Origin of the sequence: Porphyromonas asaccharolytica DSM 20707, assembly GCF_000212375.1 — a bacterium.
GTDB classification, from domain to species: Bacteria; Bacteroidota; Bacteroidia; order Bacteroidales; family Porphyromonadaceae; genus Porphyromonas; species Porphyromonas asaccharolytica.
In genome coordinates this window covers 1,108,748-1,127,657 of the sequence record NC_015501.1, presented here as the reverse complement: position 1 = coordinate 1,127,657, position 18,910 = coordinate 1,108,748, and the positions used below count along the sequence as shown (strand labels likewise).

General features: G+C 51.2%; 9 protein-coding genes. 5 read left to right on the top strand and 4 right to left on the bottom strand.

Translation table 11 applies throughout. The annotated features are described in order from the left end of the window. Nucleotides 1-540: 540 nt before the first annotated feature. The 4 genes from PORAS_RS04460 to PORAS_RS04445 all read right to left on the bottom strand — a co-directional run bounded on the left by PORAS_RS04460 (nucleotide 541) and on the right by PORAS_RS04445 (nucleotide 11,088). Complete coding sequence (locus PORAS_RS04460) at nucleotides 541-3,462, bottom strand: T9SS type A sorting domain-containing protein (RefSeq protein WP_013760335.1); 2,922 nt, start codon at nucleotides 3,460-3,462, stop codon at nucleotides 541-543. A gap of 138 nt (nucleotides 3,463-3,600) precedes the next feature. Continuing rightward, nucleotides 3,601-5,895: a T9SS type A sorting domain-containing protein gene (locus PORAS_RS04455; protein WP_013760334.1), complete on the bottom strand. Its 2,295-nt coding sequence runs from the start codon at nucleotides 5,893-5,895 to the stop codon at nucleotides 3,601-3,603. Nucleotides 5,896-5,987: 92 nt separating this feature from the next. Further along, nucleotides 5,988-7,724 (bottom strand): leucine-rich repeat domain-containing protein, encoded by a 1,737-nt coding sequence (locus PORAS_RS04450; RefSeq protein ID WP_013760333.1) that lies wholly within the window; start codon nucleotides 7,722-7,724, stop codon nucleotides 5,988-5,990. A 271-nt stretch (nucleotides 7,725-7,995) separates the two neighbouring features. Then, nucleotides 7,996-11,088 (bottom strand): thiol protease/hemagglutinin PrtT, encoded by a 3,093-nt coding sequence (locus PORAS_RS04445; protein WP_013760332.1) that lies wholly within the window; start codon nucleotides 11,086-11,088, stop codon nucleotides 7,996-7,998. Between the two features lie 742 nt (nucleotides 11,089-11,830). On the opposite strand from PORAS_RS04445, the gene PORAS_RS04440 reads away from it, so the two are divergent. The 5 genes from PORAS_RS04440 (at nucleotide 11,831) to PORAS_RS04420 (ending at nucleotide 18,766) form a co-directional block, all read left to right on the top strand. Next, nucleotides 11,831-12,790, top strand: coding sequence for an OadG family transporter subunit (locus tag PORAS_RS04440; protein WP_013760331.1), 960 nt, complete (start codon nucleotides 11,831-11,833; stop codon nucleotides 12,788-12,790). Nucleotides 12,791-12,822: 32 nt separating this feature from the next. Next, nucleotides 12,823-13,977: a sodium ion-translocating decarboxylase subunit beta gene (locus PORAS_RS04435; RefSeq protein ID WP_013760330.1), complete on the top strand. Its 1,155-nt coding sequence runs from the start codon at nucleotides 12,823-12,825 to the stop codon at nucleotides 13,975-13,977. A gap of 436 nt (nucleotides 13,978-14,413) precedes the next feature. Continuing rightward, complete coding sequence (ftsH, locus tag PORAS_RS04430; protein ID WP_013760329.1) at nucleotides 14,414-16,525, top strand: ATP-dependent zinc metalloprotease FtsH; 2,112 nt, start codon at nucleotides 14,414-14,416, stop codon at nucleotides 16,523-16,525. Nucleotides 16,526-16,629: 104 nt separating this feature from the next. Continuing rightward, nucleotides 16,630-17,475 (top strand): phosphatidate cytidylyltransferase, encoded by an 846-nt coding sequence (locus PORAS_RS04425; protein WP_013760328.1) that lies wholly within the window; start codon nucleotides 16,630-16,632, stop codon nucleotides 17,473-17,475. A gap of 4 nt (nucleotides 17,476-17,479) precedes the next feature. Beyond that, on the top strand, nucleotides 17,480-18,766 hold the full coding sequence (locus PORAS_RS04420; RefSeq protein WP_013760327.1) for a lipopolysaccharide biosynthesis protein: 1,287 nt from the start codon (nucleotides 17,480-17,482) through the stop codon (nucleotides 18,764-18,766). Nucleotides 18,767-18,910 lie beyond the last annotated feature (144 nt).

Genomic DNA, 18,910 nt, shown 5'->3' with positions numbered 1-18,910 from the left:
GGAACATACATTCTTGATTAACGTTACGAATTATTCGGTCCTTCGCCTTGTTCTGCGCGAGAACGGCTACTTCGACCTCTGCTGACTCCTCGACATTCGTTGTTACTATCCTTGAGGACTGCCGAGGCCTCACGGGATAAGCCATACATCTTTCATCGTTTACCTGCCTAATTTACGCATCAAGGTTACGGTTGCCTTTTGGAGCTTCACTGTCGCGTGCCAGCTTGTCCGCTTGATACGCCTTGGTATTAGGTTTCTGTTCGTCAGGCCACGAATTCGCTATTGCTTCTTCTCTCCCAAGGGTCACCCCTTGAAACTTGCAAGTCGCTATGGGGTTCGTTGGCAACTACGCCCCGTGTGGACTTTCACCACAGATGTATGACATGCCCGTCATACACGCAGAAGCGTGATAAGGATCTCTGTCCTTACCACGCTTCTATCTATAGATAATGGGGTCGTGCGCGCTTAGTCTGCTCTGGGTCGCGCTAGATCCCTGATGAGACCAAAGGTCTTATGGCGTCATGGTCTCGTAGAGTGACTTTACTTGGTGATGTACTGTGTGAAAGTACCAGCTGCCGTCTGCATCACGACAACATACTGACCAGCAGGTAGTGTAGAGAGATCTACGACGCGGCCTGGCTGGTCAATCTGCATCACGTTAGTACCATCGACGGTTAGGACACGGAGCGTCAGCACCTCAGCACTGTTCTCTACGTATAGCTGTGCCGTAGCATCAAGCTGCGTAGGATAAGCGACAGGCTCGAGACTACGCTCTACCTCGCTGACTCCTACAGGAGCATAAGCACCACCATCTTCGTAGACAACCTCTACGGTGTAGCTGTCGGTCGTATTGCCCGTAGCATCTTGATACTCATTGGCAGTGAGACCCTCAGCGATGACCTTACCATTCTTGAGGAGCTTATAGCTCTTGACCTTGGGGAATGGTACGGGTACCTTACCCTTGGCAAAGCAAGTGAAGTCGTTGTGCTTCTCTACATTCTCAGAGGGAGCGAAGACGAAGCGCATAGCGTGATACTCCTCAGGCACTGTGGAGCCCTTGTACTTGGACTCAGGGTATGGCACGGACCTTTGACCAGAAAGCAGGAAGGCGTCCACGTAAGGACGTAAAGCGTCGTTGGTGTTCTTGACACAGACGACACCTGCAGCGTTGTCATTGTTGGTGATACCATAGCCGATGAAGAGATCATTCATAGGATTGATCCTGAAGGGCTTGTCTAGGACTACCGTAACCCACTCACCGGGCTTCCAGTCTTGTGGTACGTTGAACATCTGCTCATACGTAATACCAGCGATACCACCCACCTTGTCATTACGCTCAGTACCATTGCGCAGGATGATCGTGTAGCGCTGAGCATCCTTAGCATCAGGGACATTGATCAGTGAGTCAGGTACCAGACGTACGGCATAGAGCGTAGGAGTAGCCTCACCGACAAAGCGATCACTGGCGATACGAACCGTCAGGTTGTAGCGGTTTGGCGTAGTGTAACGACCTTTTAGCTCAGCTTTAGGATGCTTGTAAGTAATGAACTCCATCTTGTTGGGGTAACCAAAGAGAGAGACCTCCTGTAGGTTAGCCGGATCATGCCAAGAGACGAGGACACCATTGCTACTAGCCTTGGCGGTAGCAGGCATCGTGTGTACGGCATTGCCCCAGAAAGCGCCCTGCTCGATGAGATCAGATTCGCCGGAAGTATATGCGGCACCCCCATTATAACCATCATCGGGTAGCGTCTTACCTCCGTAGTCGTAGCGCACCTGTACGCCATAGACGACAGAACCCTCACGAGCCTTGTCTCCGAGAGCGACCTCACGTGACTCGGTGTACTTATTCTCTGTAACCTCTGTGATAAAGGCTCCATTGCGATAGATGCGATAGAAGACCTTCCACTCAGCAGGGATCGTGTTTTTGTCAATAGCTGTCCAAGAGAGGTGAGCCTCCGTATTGGTCACCTGTACCTTGAAGTCGGACACAGGCTGCAGAGGCTTCAGGCCATTGCGCCACGTACCCTCTAGCTTACGAGCTGAACCCCCTTCCTTAGGATCGAGGTAGATGTCCATACAGTCGATCGAATCATTCTTCTTAAAGTGATCCCAGTGGAACTTGAGACGTCCGTAGAAGTCATCACCCCCTGTACGACCACCAGTCAGCGTACCGACGACTAGGTGCTCGGCACTAAAGAGTGAAGAGCCAGAGGATCCACCCTCAGTAGCACCATGTGTATATTGGAACTCGAAGTGAGCCTTCTCAGCTCCGGCCTCTCCATCGCCTGTGTCCCACTGACCTATTCTGATAGGACCATCTGCGATAGAGATCTTCTTAGCATCTCCCATAGGGTGATGTATGCCTACAGCAGGAGTCTTGGGCAGTACAGACCAGCGATCCCAACCGTTGTAGTAGACACGATAGTTCTCAGGTACCTGTGTATGTGCCTCGAGGAGTAGACCATCACTCATACCCAGGAAGGGAAGGAACGTACGTACATCACAACCTACGACAGACTTGCCTCGATTGAGCGCTACAGAGCCATTGCTACAAGTGGGCTTCTCATAGTGGAAGACGAATGTCCACTTGTCTAGATACTTCTGCGCTACCTCTTGCTTGGTGGTCAGAGAGATACAGTGTGCAGCGGAGAGAATAAAGGGTCTGAAGTCTAGATTGGTATTGTTCATCAAGTTACCCGAGCAGAGTCCGATGCCCTCCTCATCATACATGATGAGCTGGCAGACACCAGCCTTTTCAGTTTGCCACTCAGCACCCTCAGGGCAGTTGATACCGATCTGAGGGATCGGATCACCACTCTCATCCTCACCTGGATAAAGCATACGGAGCTTGTTGGTCCCGTTGTCTACTCTAGCATCGTAAATGTAGCCAACACCAGAGACTAGTAGCGTGGGCATTGCTCCTGTACGTCCTGGCTCATACTCCATAATTACTTCATCACCATTCAGAGGCTCATTAGCGAAGCCACCATGCTTGGGATGGGTCTCATAGGTGTAAGCTCCTAAGAGTACAGAGCGATCAGGGGTATAGATGTAGAGACGACCTCCATCATTAGGAATGAAGAAGTCATCATAGAGGAGCGTCATAGCCTGAGCTCCTGGAGAGGAGATACGCAGGCGGTAGATAACCTTGCCATACTCTAGCTCGGTAGCCTGAGCCTGACGAGAGAAGTCGATAGAGGTCTCTAAGACACGACCGATGGTAAGGCGCTTGAACTGTACCTGTCCCTTGTTCCACTGGTGTGCTGTCTTGAAGTCCTGGACGTTGAACTCGGGGAGGACACGAATGACAGGCGTAGCTCCAGCCGAGCGAAGCTCTGTCGTGGAGGCTGTGAAGCCAGCTGGTACGCCTCCAAAGGACTGCTGTGCTACAAGCCCTCCAACCCAAGAGAGGGCTACGACACCCACAGCTAGTAGTTTGGATATAAATGAATGATTCATAAAGCGGTGTAAACTGTGCTTTGTTTGATTAGATATAACTATAGAGTCTAGTCACGACCCAAACATAAGATACAGTGTGGAGCAACATAACTACTGTGCATCCACACTGTACCTTATATTATAGAGTCGTCCTTGTCATCAACGACGTATGATCAGCTTGCGAGGATCATTGCCGATGAGGACAATGTAAGTACCCTCGGGTAGATCAGCTACTGATAGCTCTGCATAACCCTCACGACTGGTAGCATAGCTACGAACGAGCTCGCCTGAGAGCGTGTAGACGTTAACCGTCGTAGCAGGCTGTGCACCAGCGACGGTGACGAAGTCTGTAGCGGGGTTAGGATAGAGCTGAGCCTCCTCAGAGCTTGGTACGGTTGGCATGATGACACCGAGCCACTGCTCGCCATCCCATGTGACAGTATCTCCAGGCTCCTCACCGTTTTCATTTTGGAACTCGGCGAAGACCTCCATATCGTCTGTCAGTTTAAAGCTCTTTGAGCTAAGAATGTTGGTTTTCTTACCCGTCTTAAGGTTGGTCAGTTTAAGGTCAGAAAGCTCCCAGTCGGAAGTTTCGCTAGTCTCGGCAACGAGCTCGATCTCCATACCACGAGGTAGACCTCTCGTATCGAGACCATCACCCTTGAGCTTGAGGGTACCCTTGCCAAGCTTCTTCAGGATCACCTTGCAGACATCATCTGTAAAGGTAGCAACCACCTCTACATCTGCATCCGTAGCATAGAAGTAGCGATCCTTAAAGATATCAATAGTGTCACCCTTGGAAACCTTCTTAAGAGTATTCAGAGCGTATCCACTCTCGTGATTGTCTGTGATCACAATCTTAGTGTCGGAGTAAACCTCGTCTAGCTGTGCCTTACCATTGACCATAATAGAGCCACCCTTACCTACAGTCTTGGTCGTAACCTTGCAGATTGCAGCTCCATCATAGTTGCTCCAGGTACGCTTGTCATAAACGCCCCAGCCTAGCTCGTGAGCAGCATCTACGTGCTCCTTGAGGCAGATGTTCTGCTCCTTATCACTGCGTGTCTCGACAGCATAAATGCTACCAGAGAATGAGCCCGTGAGGACCTCCTTCTTAGGTAGAGACTTCATAAGAGCCATCATAGCGTCTCCCTGGAGGTTGTTGTTCTCAACATAAACCTCTCCAAGAGCAGGTAGCTCAGGAAGTTTCAGACTCGTAAACTTGTTGTTTCCGAGATTCAGACTGTATAGATTGCTACATCCCTCTAGATTGACAGAGGTGAGCTGGTTATTCTCAGCGCTGAGCGTAGATAGGCTAGCAAAGCCTGACATATCAAGAGTGGTGAGTTGGTTACCACCAACATATACATCACTTAGATTTTCCTTACCACCTGTTAGATCTATAGATGTGAGGAGGTTGTCACTGACGACAACTGAGCTGAGACTAGGACAATCCTCTATGGAGAAGTTTGTAAGCTTATTATATCTCAAGTTGATGCTGGAGAGTTCCTTTAGTCCCTTGAGGTGCATCTCTGTGAACTCATTGTTATTCAGACTGAGATACTGTACAGCAGGACAGCCCTTGAAATCAACAGAAGAAAGCTTGTTGTTACTCAGATCTATGTCACCGAGCTCACTATTCTCACCGAATGTAATCTTAGTCAGGCTCCCAGCGTGCAGATCTAGAGACTCAAGAGCAGTTAGACCTGTGAGATTTATCTCTCCGAGCTTAGTCGTCTTAGCACTTAGTGTTTTTAGAGAGGTACAGCCAGTTAGGTTGATCGATGTGAGCGGGTTAGAAGATACGCTAAGCCACTCAAGGTTTGAGGTCTTAGACAGATCTAGAGAGGTAAGTGCGTTGCTAGAGAGGTCTAGTGATGCACAGGAGACACCGTTTAGATCGATCTCTGTCAGTGAATTGATAGGCAGAGAGACAGACTCTAGATTAGGTGCTCCAGCAAGATTGATGCTCTTAAGCTTATTCGCATCAGCCTTGATTGTCTTCAGCTTGTCATTGCCACCGAGCTTGATCGTGTTGATCTCAGCTGTAGTACAGTTCAGAGACTCTAGAGCAGGTAGTCCTGTCAAGTCTAGCTGCTTGAGCGCATTCGTACCACAGATCAGATCGTAAAGGTGAATACAGTTATCAAAGTCAAGCGTCGTAACGCGAGACATCGTACACTCGAAGGTGTAAATATCACCTGAAATAGACACAGGCTTTTGTGTGATCTCATAGGCGATCTTACCCTCCACCATAACAGGCTTGGCACCATCGACAACGATATCCTTGCTCGTGCCATCGGGACCGGTGAACATGAGGTTCATTCTGTCACCGACATTGAGTTCGGTACCAATGGTGATCTTACCAATGGTGGGTTCCTGAGCGGAAGCTCGGAATGCGGTTAACCCCAACACGCTTACTAACGTGAGGAGAAGGAGTAGTTTTGACTTCATATCCTTATAATAAATAGTTGGTTGATTAGTATCTAATCGTGGTAGCACTCTAGAGATGCTCAGAAGAGGAGCGACTCTAGAGTGCTATGCATTTAGTCTACGAGGACCTTTGTGGTTTCAGAGCCGTAGGTTACTAGATAGAGACCTGTAGGAAGTGCGATCTGTGTCTCTAGCGCAGAAGTCGTGTAGACGACCTGACCATCGAGTGTGTAGATGGCTATAGGAGCTACCTCAGGCGCCACGATCGAGAGGAGACCTCCTGCTACGCTAATCTGTAGTGGCGACACTGGCTGGACTAGCTCATTACCTACTGGATAGATCTTGCGGAACTTCTTCCAGTTTCTATCATTCTGATAGGCTTCTCTAGCCTCTGCAGGGACCTCTAGCGTGACTTTTTTGTAAAAGTCTTTGCCCATGTCGTAGACTTTACCATCGTTGTCCTTGCCCACGGCTGGAGGTGTGACAGCTAGTATCTGTAGCGTGCCACCCTTTGTCTCCAGCAAGTCATTGCCAGCAAATGCTTGATCCTCGACCAGCGTGACGTTCTTACCAAGAGTGATCTTCGTAAGCTTCTTACAGTCACTGATGCTGTACTTAGGGATCACCCGAACCTTTTCGGGGATCTCGATCTCAGAGATTCTCATATCCGAAAAAGCTGTCTGTCCTATACTGTCGACAGATGAGGGGAGCTTAACCGCAGCGGTCCAGCGACAAGATAGGAAGGCATATGGCTCAATTATCTTAATTCCCTCTGGGACGGTAACATCTTTAGTCCCCTTGTAGAGGCAGGTAACAAGCGAATTCTTGGTCTTATTGATCAGTAGCTTACCCTCATTGACGCCGTCGGACTTAGCCTCAAAGGTCTTATTGCCCTCTGCGACCTGGATCTTCTCACACTCTTGGAGCAGTGTGAGTGCCCTATAGCCGATCTCCTGTACGGAAGCAGGTATCGTCAGTTCTGTGAGCCATGAGCAGTTAAAAAGGGCTTCATCGCCTATCCGCTCCAAGCCCTCGTTGAGGATTAGCTCCTTAATATAGATACAGCTTAGGAAGGCATAGTCCTCTATTTCCTTCACCGTATTAGGTAGCACCACCTTAGCCGTTCTAAGCTCAGAAGGGCAGAGGTAGAGCTTCGTCATATCCTTACTATATAGGATGTTGTCTTGTACAGTTAGGATTGTATTTTCGGGAGCAACTGTAATGGTTGCAAGGTTTTGGCAGTTCTTAAAGGGCGTTTCACCCATACTCTTAAGCCCCTTACCGATCTCTATTTTGGTAATGGCCTTACAATCTTGGAATACATTGTCCCCGATCTTCTCAATCTGGTCTGGGATGATGCCCTCCTTGAGGGTAGCTAGACGGAAGACTCTATCCTTAAGCTCCTTGCAGGTCGCAGGATACTGCACCGTGTAGACCTCATTGAATGCAAAGGCAGCCTGTCCCACAGCTACGACTGTGCAGGGAACCATATCGTTACCCTTCTTGACATTGAGAGTCTCAGGGATTACGACATTCTTGTAGTAAACACCCTCCTTAAGACGATCGTCCGCACTCTGCGCTGGCGCTATCTCGATGGTGTTGTCCTCTTCCTTGACAAAGCGGACGAAAAAGCCCTCCTTGGTCGAGTAGATGGGACGCGTGTCTGCCGCCTTGACATCTTGCGACTTGAGTTGATGACCTGTCTTGAGCTCGTAACGAGAGCTGTAGGAGGTCTCTTTTACTCCCCCATTTCCTTGATTGGAGAGATTTACTGTTTGGGCTGATACTTGTAGCGAGAGTCCACTCGTTGCCATAATTAGCCCTGCGGTAATTAGTAGTTTTTTGATCATATAATGTTATTGCTTAGTACTATCTAAACTCTATCTACGTGATTTCCAAATCCGTATGAATTGCTCGAGGTTGGAGAATCGGCGTCGGTTCTCAAAAGTGGTGGCAAGTTACGAAAAACTAGCGACATAGCCAACCAACAGCAGCTTTTCGCAGTTCCGCAAATTGCGAGATTGAGGTTATATATCATAGGAGGAGACTCTGTAGCGGGTGCCACAGAGTCTCCTTTTGTATTAAGCTGCAAGGTTAGTTTCTACCTTACATAATATATAGCTAGCGACGGACGATGAGACGATGCGTCTCACCACCTACTCGTAGTATGTAAGCGCCCTCCTGTAGCTGTGTGAGGTCGATGCGTAGTGTGTCACTAGTGCTCTCTACCTGATACATCAGCTCACCCTCTAGCGTGTAGATCGCTACTGTAGCTCCTGATGGTATACCCTCGAGGAGTACGTAGTCACGCGCTGGGTTAGGATAGAGACGTAGCTGCTCTGCGACAGCGCTCTCGACGCTTGTATGGTCTACAAACTCAGCCTTGACCTCCGTATTAGCGATCACGGTAAAGCTCTTTGTAGCCAGGATGTCCTTACCATTAGCGGTAAGCGTCTTGAGCTCGCACTTGTCGTTGTTGCCACGAGCCTCTACCGTTAGCTTCGTGCCGTAAGGTACTGCATTTAGATCGATATCCTCTTTGATGCTGATCGACCCATACTCGTTGCTCGTTAGTTTGACGGTAAATATTTTCTCCTTGGTGAAGACAGCCTTTACCGTCGTAGCGGCAGATACTGTAAAGCTCTTTGTGGCCAAGATATCCTTACCATTAGCCTCAAGGGTGGTCAGCTCATAACCAGCAGCAGGTCTAGCCTCGACGGTCAGCTTAGTACCATCAGGCACAGCCGTAAGGTCTTCGTAGCCCTTGATGATCAGTTCACCTTCACCCTCGATCTGCTTCGTGACAGGATAATCCTTTTGTACTGCAGTGCCCTTCTTGCAGGTTACCTCTATGATAGGATTCTCTAGGATCGCCATACGATGCTTTCTGTCATCACCCATCTCGAAGAAGCTCATCGTCAGCTGGATCTTATTACCACCGACGACACCTAGTCTCTTTACTAGCTCGGGTAGCTTTGGCGTGAGGATCTGCTCCCCTTGTGGTGAGATAGAGATCGTCTCCAAGTCGGTCCACACCTGCTCGATACCATACTTAAGTATGTAGCGGCACTTCACCTCATGATCAGGAGCTATGGTACCGACATTCTTAACACGGATCTGTGAGAACTCACCCGTACCTAGGTCTACCTCCATAGGCTCAGCTTTAGAGGCAGGCTCGATGACGTAAGCCGTTCTGATAGCATCAGAAGCCTCAATGGTCACATCAGGTAGCTCGAAGTACTGCATCTTACCCATATCCTCTGTCTGGTAGGAGACACGGAGAGAGATCGTACCCTGGGCGTAGGGGCAGCGCTCAGCGTTGAAGGTCACCTCTTGCGTCTCCCCGACCTGTATGGCAGGTAGGATATCAGAGTAAGCACGCCACTCTCCGTCCTCATGCTTGACCTCGAGGTAGAGTGGTCTGAAGAACTCACCACGCCCTGTATTCTTGAGCTTCAGGGAGATAGTACTCTTTTCGTAGGCCTTGAAGGTAGCGTGAGCACTATCCTCTACCATTTCAAGCTGGGCAAAGGGGTGCGTGAGGTCCTCCTTGACCTTCCAGCCGAGAGCATCCTTCTCAATGGTAAAGGTGTGACGACCCTTGCCATTCTCATTATTACCCTCGCGCACGTCCATAGCACAAGGTCTCCACTCCTTCGTACCATCAGGGAGCGTCACCTCATAGACTATGAAGATGTCCCACGTACCCTCAGAGAGGTACTTAGTCACATCTAGGTCAGCTTGGAACTCCGGCACGAGGTCATAGAGACCGACTAAGAACTTAGACTTCTTGTACTCGTCCATATAGACCGTATCGGTCGTACCAAGCTTGGCAGCAGCGATGGTCGTGAAGCCAAAGTAGTTGTAATCGGCTTTGCCCTCATCATCTAGGGTAGGTACATCGCTAAGCCAGACAGAGTAGTTGGCATCAAGTATCCTGATTGTTGAGCCACCCGTGAGGTGTGTGGTAAACTTACGTGTGGTCAGGAGAGGTAGCTCGGTATCCTTAGAGCTACCGTCACGATCAGGCGTGATGCCTACGACGATACCCTGCTCCATACTAAAGCCTCCTCCGAAGCCTCCACCGATACCTAGGTCGTCGGGCTGTAGGAAGTTAAGGTTGAAGTATCCATTAGCGAGACCGCTCCAGCCCCAGTTGATGTGATAGAGTCCCTCGTCGTTGTAACCATCGCATACGAATGCGTGACCACCACCAGTACCTGTACCACTGTATACGACAGGACGCTGCGCAGCGAGCTCCGCACGCATGATCTTATCCCACTCCGGCTGGGTATAGTTGACACGTCTCTTGAAGGTCACCTGCTTGTTGTAGCGGAAGTTATTGCGCAGAGCACGTACGATCAGAGGAGCAAAGCTACCACTAGCCGATGGATCATAGTCCGTCTCGATAGCAACGCCTGCATGATAGCATAGCGTGCCTAGTGCCTCAATCTCCGCGGCCGTTGCTTTAGTAGGATCTTCATAAGCGGCTGGCATATTAGCCCAGTCGTAGGTCGTCGTACCAAAGTTCACCTTATGCTTGCGAGTCTTGTATGGCTCTTTGTACTCAACCTTACCCTCACCCTTGACAGGCCACTGATAGTAGCGCATCACCTGAGCGTAGGCAGTAGCGACACAGCCCACGGGCATGTGCTTACCCTTGCCATCTACTGGAGTCTTTGAGTTCCACGGAGCAGACTGATCCCACTCGATCTCGCCTAGCAGCGGAGCCACCTCTGCAGGCTCTCCAGCCATTGGCAGCGTCGGTGCCAAGCGTGTCTGCCAGGCTACCTGCCCCATCAGCTCATCAATACGCTGCTGACAAGCCTCTAGAAAGGCAGCGAGGTTGTCCGGCATCGCTTCGACGGAGAAGGATCCCGTCGTAGCATAGCCTATATAAGGAGCTAGGCGATCATCACCAGAGATAATCACGAAGCCACGTCCCTCACCTCTATTATATACATAGTAATAGCGAGCCGGCTCACCTGTCGATTGTAGTTCATAGCCATTGGATGTACAAGCGGGTGCTGACACAAGAGTCAGCTCAGCAGAGCGCAGTTGCTGCATCTGCGTGTTCTTTTGAAAAAACTGCTCTGCGAGCAGCCGAGCCTCTTGCTCTCGTAGTGGGCGTGCAAAGATCTGCACCACGCCACAGAGCAGTAAGCATAGTGTCATGGTCAGCATTCGTGACCGACCGAGTAGCGGGTAATTCATAAGCAAGTAGTTTTGTTAGTCAATTGCATTTTGCAAAGATATAAAAAACAGAGATATTGCCATTTTGGAGCTGTGCAATTTTTCAGGGCGGTACATTCCACCCGCTAATGCAATTTCTCACTAATGTGTAGCTCCTGAAAAAAAAAAAACGATTATGATGCGTCAGCCCTAGCTGGGCAAATTCAACGTCGACTCGTTACAATAATTTAGAGCCGACTACATATCGATACGACGCCATGTCGGGGAAAAGTGATTCCCACGTGGATATTTCGAAATCCCCACGTGGAAAATTTTTATTTCCCAGGTAGGAAATAAAAAACTCTTCGGAGGAATCAAATGAAACTTCGGAGGAAATGAATGACGCCCACGTGGAAAACAAAAAATATCCACGTGGAGATTTGAGATTTTCCACGTGGATATTCGAGAAATGGGGGGATCGGAGGAACTGTCCCCGTGAAGATATGTAAAACTGCAAGGCGTGAGAATAGCGAAAATCTAGGGGTGACACATTATATATAATGATCTCATCTATTCCTTGCTTGTCACTAATGTGTAGCTCCTGCAAGAGCGATTATAATGCGTCAGCCCTGTGCGATTTTTGATTTCGTAAAGCTCTTGAGTTGTTTGCCACGTGGAGATTTAAATCTCCACGTGGATATCTAGAAATCTCTCGAAATGCTCTTACTTTGCCAAAGAAAACGTACCTTTGGAGGTCTAATCTTAGCAATATATATGTGAGCTTATGCAACGAGTCACACTGCCTGCTTTACAGAGACTATTACTACTCTCTACTATAGCTGCCCTATGGTCATCCCTTCCGCTCTCATCACAGAGTATCACAGCGGCACGGATCAATGAGGTGATGATAGATAATGTAGATAACTACATAGACAACTACGGGAAGCGTAGCCCTTGGATCGAGATCTACAACTCCTCTGCGGGATCGATCGACCTAGCGGGCTGCTTCCTGACAGATGATCCGCAGAATCTTAAGAAGTATATGATCCCTAAGGGGGATGTGCTGACAGCTATTAAGCCACGTCAGAGCGTCGTCTTCTTTGCTGATGAGATGCCGCTACGAGGCACCTTCCACCTGAACTTCACGCTAGCACCTGACACTCCGCACTATCTAGCTTTGATAAGCAACGATGGGAGCACTATCATCGATGAGGTGGAGGTGCCTGCATCACTCCCCGCCAATCACTCCTATGCTCGTATCGATGACGGGGTGCGGACGGTTGAGCCAGCCGAGGCTTGGCATATCACGCAGCACACGACGCCTGGATCCAACAATGTGGTCAAGGACAAAAATGAGAAGATGGACCGCCTACAGGAGGCCGATCCCAATGGCTTTGTGATGACCATCACCGCTATGCTGGTGGTCTTCTCGGGGCTACTGATCCTCTTCTTGGCCTATAAGCTGGTCGGGATCATGGCAATGCGTCTCGAGGGGCGTAAAGAGAGCCTCAACAGACGACTCAACAGCCGTCTACACCAAGAGCCTGCGGAGAAGGCCAGCACGACTGAAGATCCGCTCGTGGCTGTCGCTATCTCACTGGCACTGACGAGTGAGCTAGAGATGGGCGGTGGGGAGGCTCCAGGACGACTGACGATACGCCCTCGCACGCTACCCTACACGCCATGGAGTGATAAGAGCCAAATGATGCGTCCTACGGTGGACTGCAAGCGACTGAAAGCGTAACATTAGACCTAAGCGATTAACGAGATAGCCTTATGAATTTCTGGAACTTCCTTGTTGAGAATATAGAGATCTTCTCTACCTACACTGGCTTTGCCAATGTGACGACGGGTCACGTGATCATGATATTGGTCGGTGCTCTATTTATCTTTCTAGGCATACGCTTTAGGTTCGAGCCACTGCTCTTGATCCCCATTGGATTTGGTATGCTGATCGGCAATATCCCCTTTAAGGATGCGGGCTTGCAGATCGGCATCTATGAGGAGGGATCTGTCCTAAACATCCTCTACCAGGGGGTGAGACAGGGGTGGTACCCGCCACTGATCTTCCTCGGCATCGGTGCTATGACGGACTTCTCGGCGCTGATATCCAATCCTAAGCTGATGCTGATCGGTGCGGCTGCACAGTTTGGCATCTTTGGGGCCTATATGATCGCCTTGCAGCTAGGCTTCGAGCCAAATGCTGCAGGTGCTATTGGTATCATCGGAGGTGCTGATGGTCCGACAGCTATCTTCCTCTCATCAAAGCTGGCTCCCGATCTACTCGGCGCTATCGCTGTCTCGGCATACTCCTATATGGCATTGGTGCCGATCATACAGCCGCCCTTTATGCGTCTGCTGACAACCGACAAGGAGCGACGCATACGTATGAAGCCCCCCCGCAAGGTGTCTCGTATAGAGCGTATCCTCTTCCCTATCTTCGGACTTCTCTTGACGGGATTCCTCGTTCCCTCTGGACTACCGCTACTGGGTATGCTCTTCTTCGGAAATATCCTCAAGGAGAGTGGTGTCTGCGATCGTCTAGCTCGTACGGCTCGTGAGCCACTCATCGACATTGTCACGATCCTTCTCGGTGTGACAGTGGGAGCCTCGACACAGGCGACACACTTCCTCACGCTCGACTCGGTAAAGATCTTTATGCTCGGTGCACTTTCCTTCATCATTGCGACCTGCTCGGGAGTACTCTTTGTCAAGGTGATGAACCTCTTCCTCAAGGAGGGCAACAAGATCAATCCGCTGATCGGCAATGCGGGAGTCTCGGCCGTTCCTGACTCGGCTCGCATATCGCAGATTGAGGGCGTCAAGTATGACCGGACGAACTACTTGCTGATGCACGCGATGGGACCGAACGTTGCTGGCGTCATAGGCTCTGCCGTAGCTGCGGGTGTCCTCCTCGGCTTCCTCTCCTAGGTGCATTACGTGTAGCGACGAGACGTGCGTCCCTACAGATCGAGGTTACAGCGTTTGATGAATGGAATTGTCGTGCTGACGTAGCTTGTGTAGGGGCGGACCTACGTGTCCGCCCGCAGAATAGACTGCGCTCAGGTGAGGACGGGCGGACACACAGGTCCGCCCCTACGGTGGAAGCTTCCACCCCGCCGAGCGGTTCACCCGAAGAGAAGTCGACTGTGTTTCCGAAACGAGAAAAAACTTCGCATTTTACTTGCATATGAACTTAGAAAGCAAAGGGTTACACGTCTCGCTTTGATTTATAGCGTTAATCGCCTTTTAGACACGAAGTCTCTACAGGGTTATTTTGTACCTTTGCGGGCAAAGGTGTGCCAATAGGTCTGCAAAGTAGATTGTGGTACGCTTTTTGAAAGGTGAACTAGAAAGGAATCTATTGATGAATAAGCATATTAAAAACCCGCTGGGTACCCCCACTCCTAACCCGCAGGGGTCGGATCCACGACGCGGTAAGCGTCGCTTTAATCCGATGTGGCTCTACCTATCGGCCATTCTGATATTGGCAATGCTCTTCTTCCTTCCGTCTGAGCAGCCTACTAATAATAAAGAGGTGGACTGGACGGAGTTTCAGCAATTGCTTCGCAAGGAGGTCGCTACCAAGGTAGAGGTCAACCGCACCAAGGGTGTCGCTATCGCTACGCTCAATCCCAAGAAGGTGGGCATGGTCTACAGCGAGCAGGAGCTACAAAACATTGAGCAGCGGGGCTTCCCCTTTCGCATGGTCAATGCGCAGTATCAGGTCAAGTGTACCCTTCCGTCGGTAGATCGCTTTGACGAGTTTGTCCAAAGGGAGGAGGTCGCCATAGATGTCAAGTATAAGACCGACAGCATGAGCTTTTGGCTCATCCTAGCCAACTGGCTTCCGCTGATCCTGCTTCTTGTCTTCTGGATATGGGTCTTCCGTCGTATGAGCGCTGGCCCTGGAGGGAAGAACGGTGGTCCTGGCGGAGTCTTTAACGTCGGTAAGTCTAAGGCTAAGCTCTATGACAAGAAGGAGTCGCACGTCACCTTTGACGATGTGGCAGGACTTCACGAAGCTAAGCAGGAGCTACAGGAGATTGTCGAGTTCCTCAAAAACCCCGACAAGTACACCAAGCTGGGCGGTAAGATCCCTAAGGGCGCGCTCCTCGTGGGCCCTCCAGGCACTGGTAAGACGCTCTTTGCTAAAGCGGTCGCCGGCGAGGCGCATGTACCGTTCTTCTCAATCTCTGGTTCAGACTTCGTGGAGATGTTCGTCGGTGTAGGAGCTTCACGCGTCCGTGACCTCTTCAAGCAGGCTAAGGAGAAGTCGCCCTGTATCATCTTCATCGACGAGATCGACGCCGTGGGGCGTGCACGAAGCAAGAACGCCGGCTTCAGCAGTAATGATGAGCGGGAGAACACGCTCAACCAGCTCCTCACCGAGATGGACGGCTTCGATGGCAATAGTGGGGTGATCATCCTCGCAGCGACGAACCGTGTGGATATCCTCGACAAGGCACTTCTACGTGCTGGACGCTTCGACCGTCAGATCTACGTAGACCTGCCCGACCTGAACGACCGCAAGGAGATCTTCCTCGTACATATGAAGGGTCTCAAGCTAGGTCCAGACGTATCGGTGGATCAGCTGGCACGACAGACGCCTGGATTCTCAGGGGCTGACATAGCAAACGTCTGCAACGAGGCGGCGCTCATAGCGGCACGCCACGACAAGCAGGCGATCGAGAAGCAAGACTTTATGGATGCGGTGGATCGTATCATCGGAGGTCTGGAGAAGAAGAACAAGATCATCACCGAGGACGAGCGTCGCAGCATCGCCATCCACGAGGCGGGTCACGCCACCATCAGCTGGATGACGGAGTATGGCAACCCCTTGGTCAAGGTCACCATCGTACCTCGTGGCAAGGCTCTTGGTGCCGCTTGGTATATGCCTGAGGAGCGACAGATCACCCACACGCAGGTACTCCTCGACGAGCTCTGCTCGCTGCTGGGCGGTCGTGCTGCTGAGGAGCTATTCCTCGATCGCATCTCGACAGGTGCCGCCAACGACCTAGAGCGTGTCACCAAGCTCGCCTACGCTATGATCACCTACTACGGTATGAGCGACAAGCTGCCCAATCTCAACTACGCTGACTCGCAGAGCGACGGCTATACCTTCCAAAAGCCGTACAGTGAGGAGACGGCAGTCATCATCGATCAGGAGGTCTCCAAGCTCATCGCTACACAGTATGCCCGTGCCAAGGAGATCCTGACACAATATGCCGAGCAGCATCACCAGCTAGCGCAACTACTCCTAGAGCGTGAGGTGATCTACACGGAAGATGTAGAGACGATCCTCGGCAAGCGCCAGTGGATCTCACGCTCAGACGAGCTAGATGCGCTCAATGAGGCTGCGCGTGCCAAGAGACTCGCTAGTGCTACCCCTCCGCCCTATATTAAAAAGGAGGAGGATCAGCCTACACCCGATTCCTCAGATGAAAAAAAGGATGAGGAGCCTACAGATCACGAATAGTCCTATCTAGAAGTCGGACAGAGATACTCACCGCTGAGCGTCTCTGTCCGACTGACTTATTAAGCTCTACGTAACACACGACAATCACTGAATACAACGCTACCATGTCGACCTTCACCACTCGTCTTATATCGGGCACTGTCTACGTAGCACTGATCGTGCTAGCCTTAACACTCTCCATGGTCTGGGGATTGTGGATCTTGCTCTCCTTCTTTGCCGTGGCAGGGATCATCGAGTTCAACCATCTGACGCGAGTCAATCAGACCTACATCTTTCGTATCGTACTAGACTGCGTGGCAGCCGTCTGGCTTCTCTACGCCACGGCGCAGTATGGCATGGCGATCAGTCATGAGTTCGGCATTTTCATTCCTTACCTGCTCTACCTGCTCTATGTGGTCTGTCGCTCCACATTCCTTCCGCACAAGGATATGCTCCCCAGTCTCGGCAACAGTCTCATCGGACAGCTCTACATAGCCGCTCCCCTCGCACTGACCATCAGGCTGACGCTTGTGGCCGATCCTTTCTCCTCCATGACGCAGTACAACGGGTTGCTCCTGCTCGCCATTTTCATCTTTATATGGGTCAATGACACGGGTGCCTACCTCGTCGGCTCACGATGGGGAAAAAGAAGACTGGCACCCAGCATCTCACCAAAGAAAAGCGTCGAAGGCTCCATCGGAGGTCTCCTCCTCGTCCTCCTCTCAGCAGTCGTCTTACGCCTGCTTCTATTCCCAGAGCTAAGCTGGCTACGCATCTTGCTCATCGCGGCGGTGGTCGCCATCTTTGGTACCATTGGGGATCTCTTTGAGAGTAGCCTCAAGCGTCAAGCGGGTGTCAAGGATTCGGGCAAGCTCATCCCGGGTCACGGTGGCATCCTCGATCGCATAGACAGCCTACTTCTAGCGGTGCCAGCCGTCTATCTGCTCCTCGCCATCTTCGATCTATACTAAAGCTGTGAAAGTGCCCCGACCACTGCGCTCCATACTAGCCGATAGCGGTCTACTCCTCTCTGTCGGCGTCGGGGTACAGCTGATAGCCCTACTTCTCCTACCGTGGGTCAGTAAACTATACGCACCAGACACGCTAGGCGACCTAGCACTCATTCTCTCCATCTCTACGCTGCTCAGCATCGCCGTCGGGGGGCGCTACGAGCAGGCTATCGTCATCTGCCAAGAGCCCTTAGAGCGAAAGCACTTGCTACGCCTCACCCTTTGGATCACAGCTCTAGTGACGCTCGCTCTACTTGCTCTCACCCCAGCCATCGAGCCGTGGATAGGGGCCACCCGCTACGCTACCCTGCAGGGCAAGCTCTGGCTCATTCCGCCCGTTGTCTGCACCTTGGGACTGTGCGCTACACTAAGCAACTATGCGCTAAGTCTAGGTCACTTCAAGCGCATCGCCACCAGCAAGGCGGTGCAAGGACTGGGCAATAATGGACTCAAAGTGGACTTCGGACTCTTCTCCCCCTCCGTCTGGAGCTTGTGGGGGGCGCAAATAGCCTCGACGTTGCTCGCGCTCATTCCACTCCTACAACCTCTGAAGCATAACAAACAAACCAGGGTCCCAACTAGCCGTAGAGAGCTAAGTCAAGTGGCTCGAAAGTACAGAGCCTTCCCCCTCTTTAGCCTTCCTCAAGCAGCCATCACCACCCTCCTCGGGTCGATCTTGATCCTCATGCTGCCGCTAGGCTACACGACTGTAGAGGTGGGACTGGTCACTATGGCAACGATGCTGGCACGCCGTCCCGTACAGCTCATCGCAGACAGCGTCAGTCAGGTCTACTTCAACCGTCTCTCCGTAGCACACCACGCGCAGGCACCCTGGCGGCCGCTCGTCCGTCCGCTGCTCCTGGTGACGCTCGTAGCAGGCCTCCCCACACTCGTACTCCTCTGGTGGGCTATGCCTTATCTAGTTCGTTGGTTCCTAGCCCCCGCATACGTAGCCTGCACAGAGATCATACGCGCTATGCTCGTTTACCTGCTCGTCCTCTTCTTCACCTCCATCATCAACGTCATCCCCGACATCATCGGGCGGCAAAGAGCGCACCTACAGATCCAACTGCTCAACCTCTTCCTACAAGTTGCCCTCCTGGTGCTACTCATCTACATCTTGCGTGTGCCCTTCGTCGAGACCGTCTCCACTTACTACTTAGTCATCGCACTCTACCACCTGCTCTACGGGGGCTGGCTCCTCTACCTCTTGCGCCGACACGACCAGCAGCTCCAGCGGAGCAACGACTAAGTCCTATTTTGAGGTACTAGGGAACTACGATTTATCCTTAGAAAAAGGGTAGATCTCCACGTGGATATTCTGTTTTATAGTCTCAGTTGATTAGCTTAGCCATGCTAAAAGTTCGCTTGCCTTACCGCTTCGCTTTACTGCTAA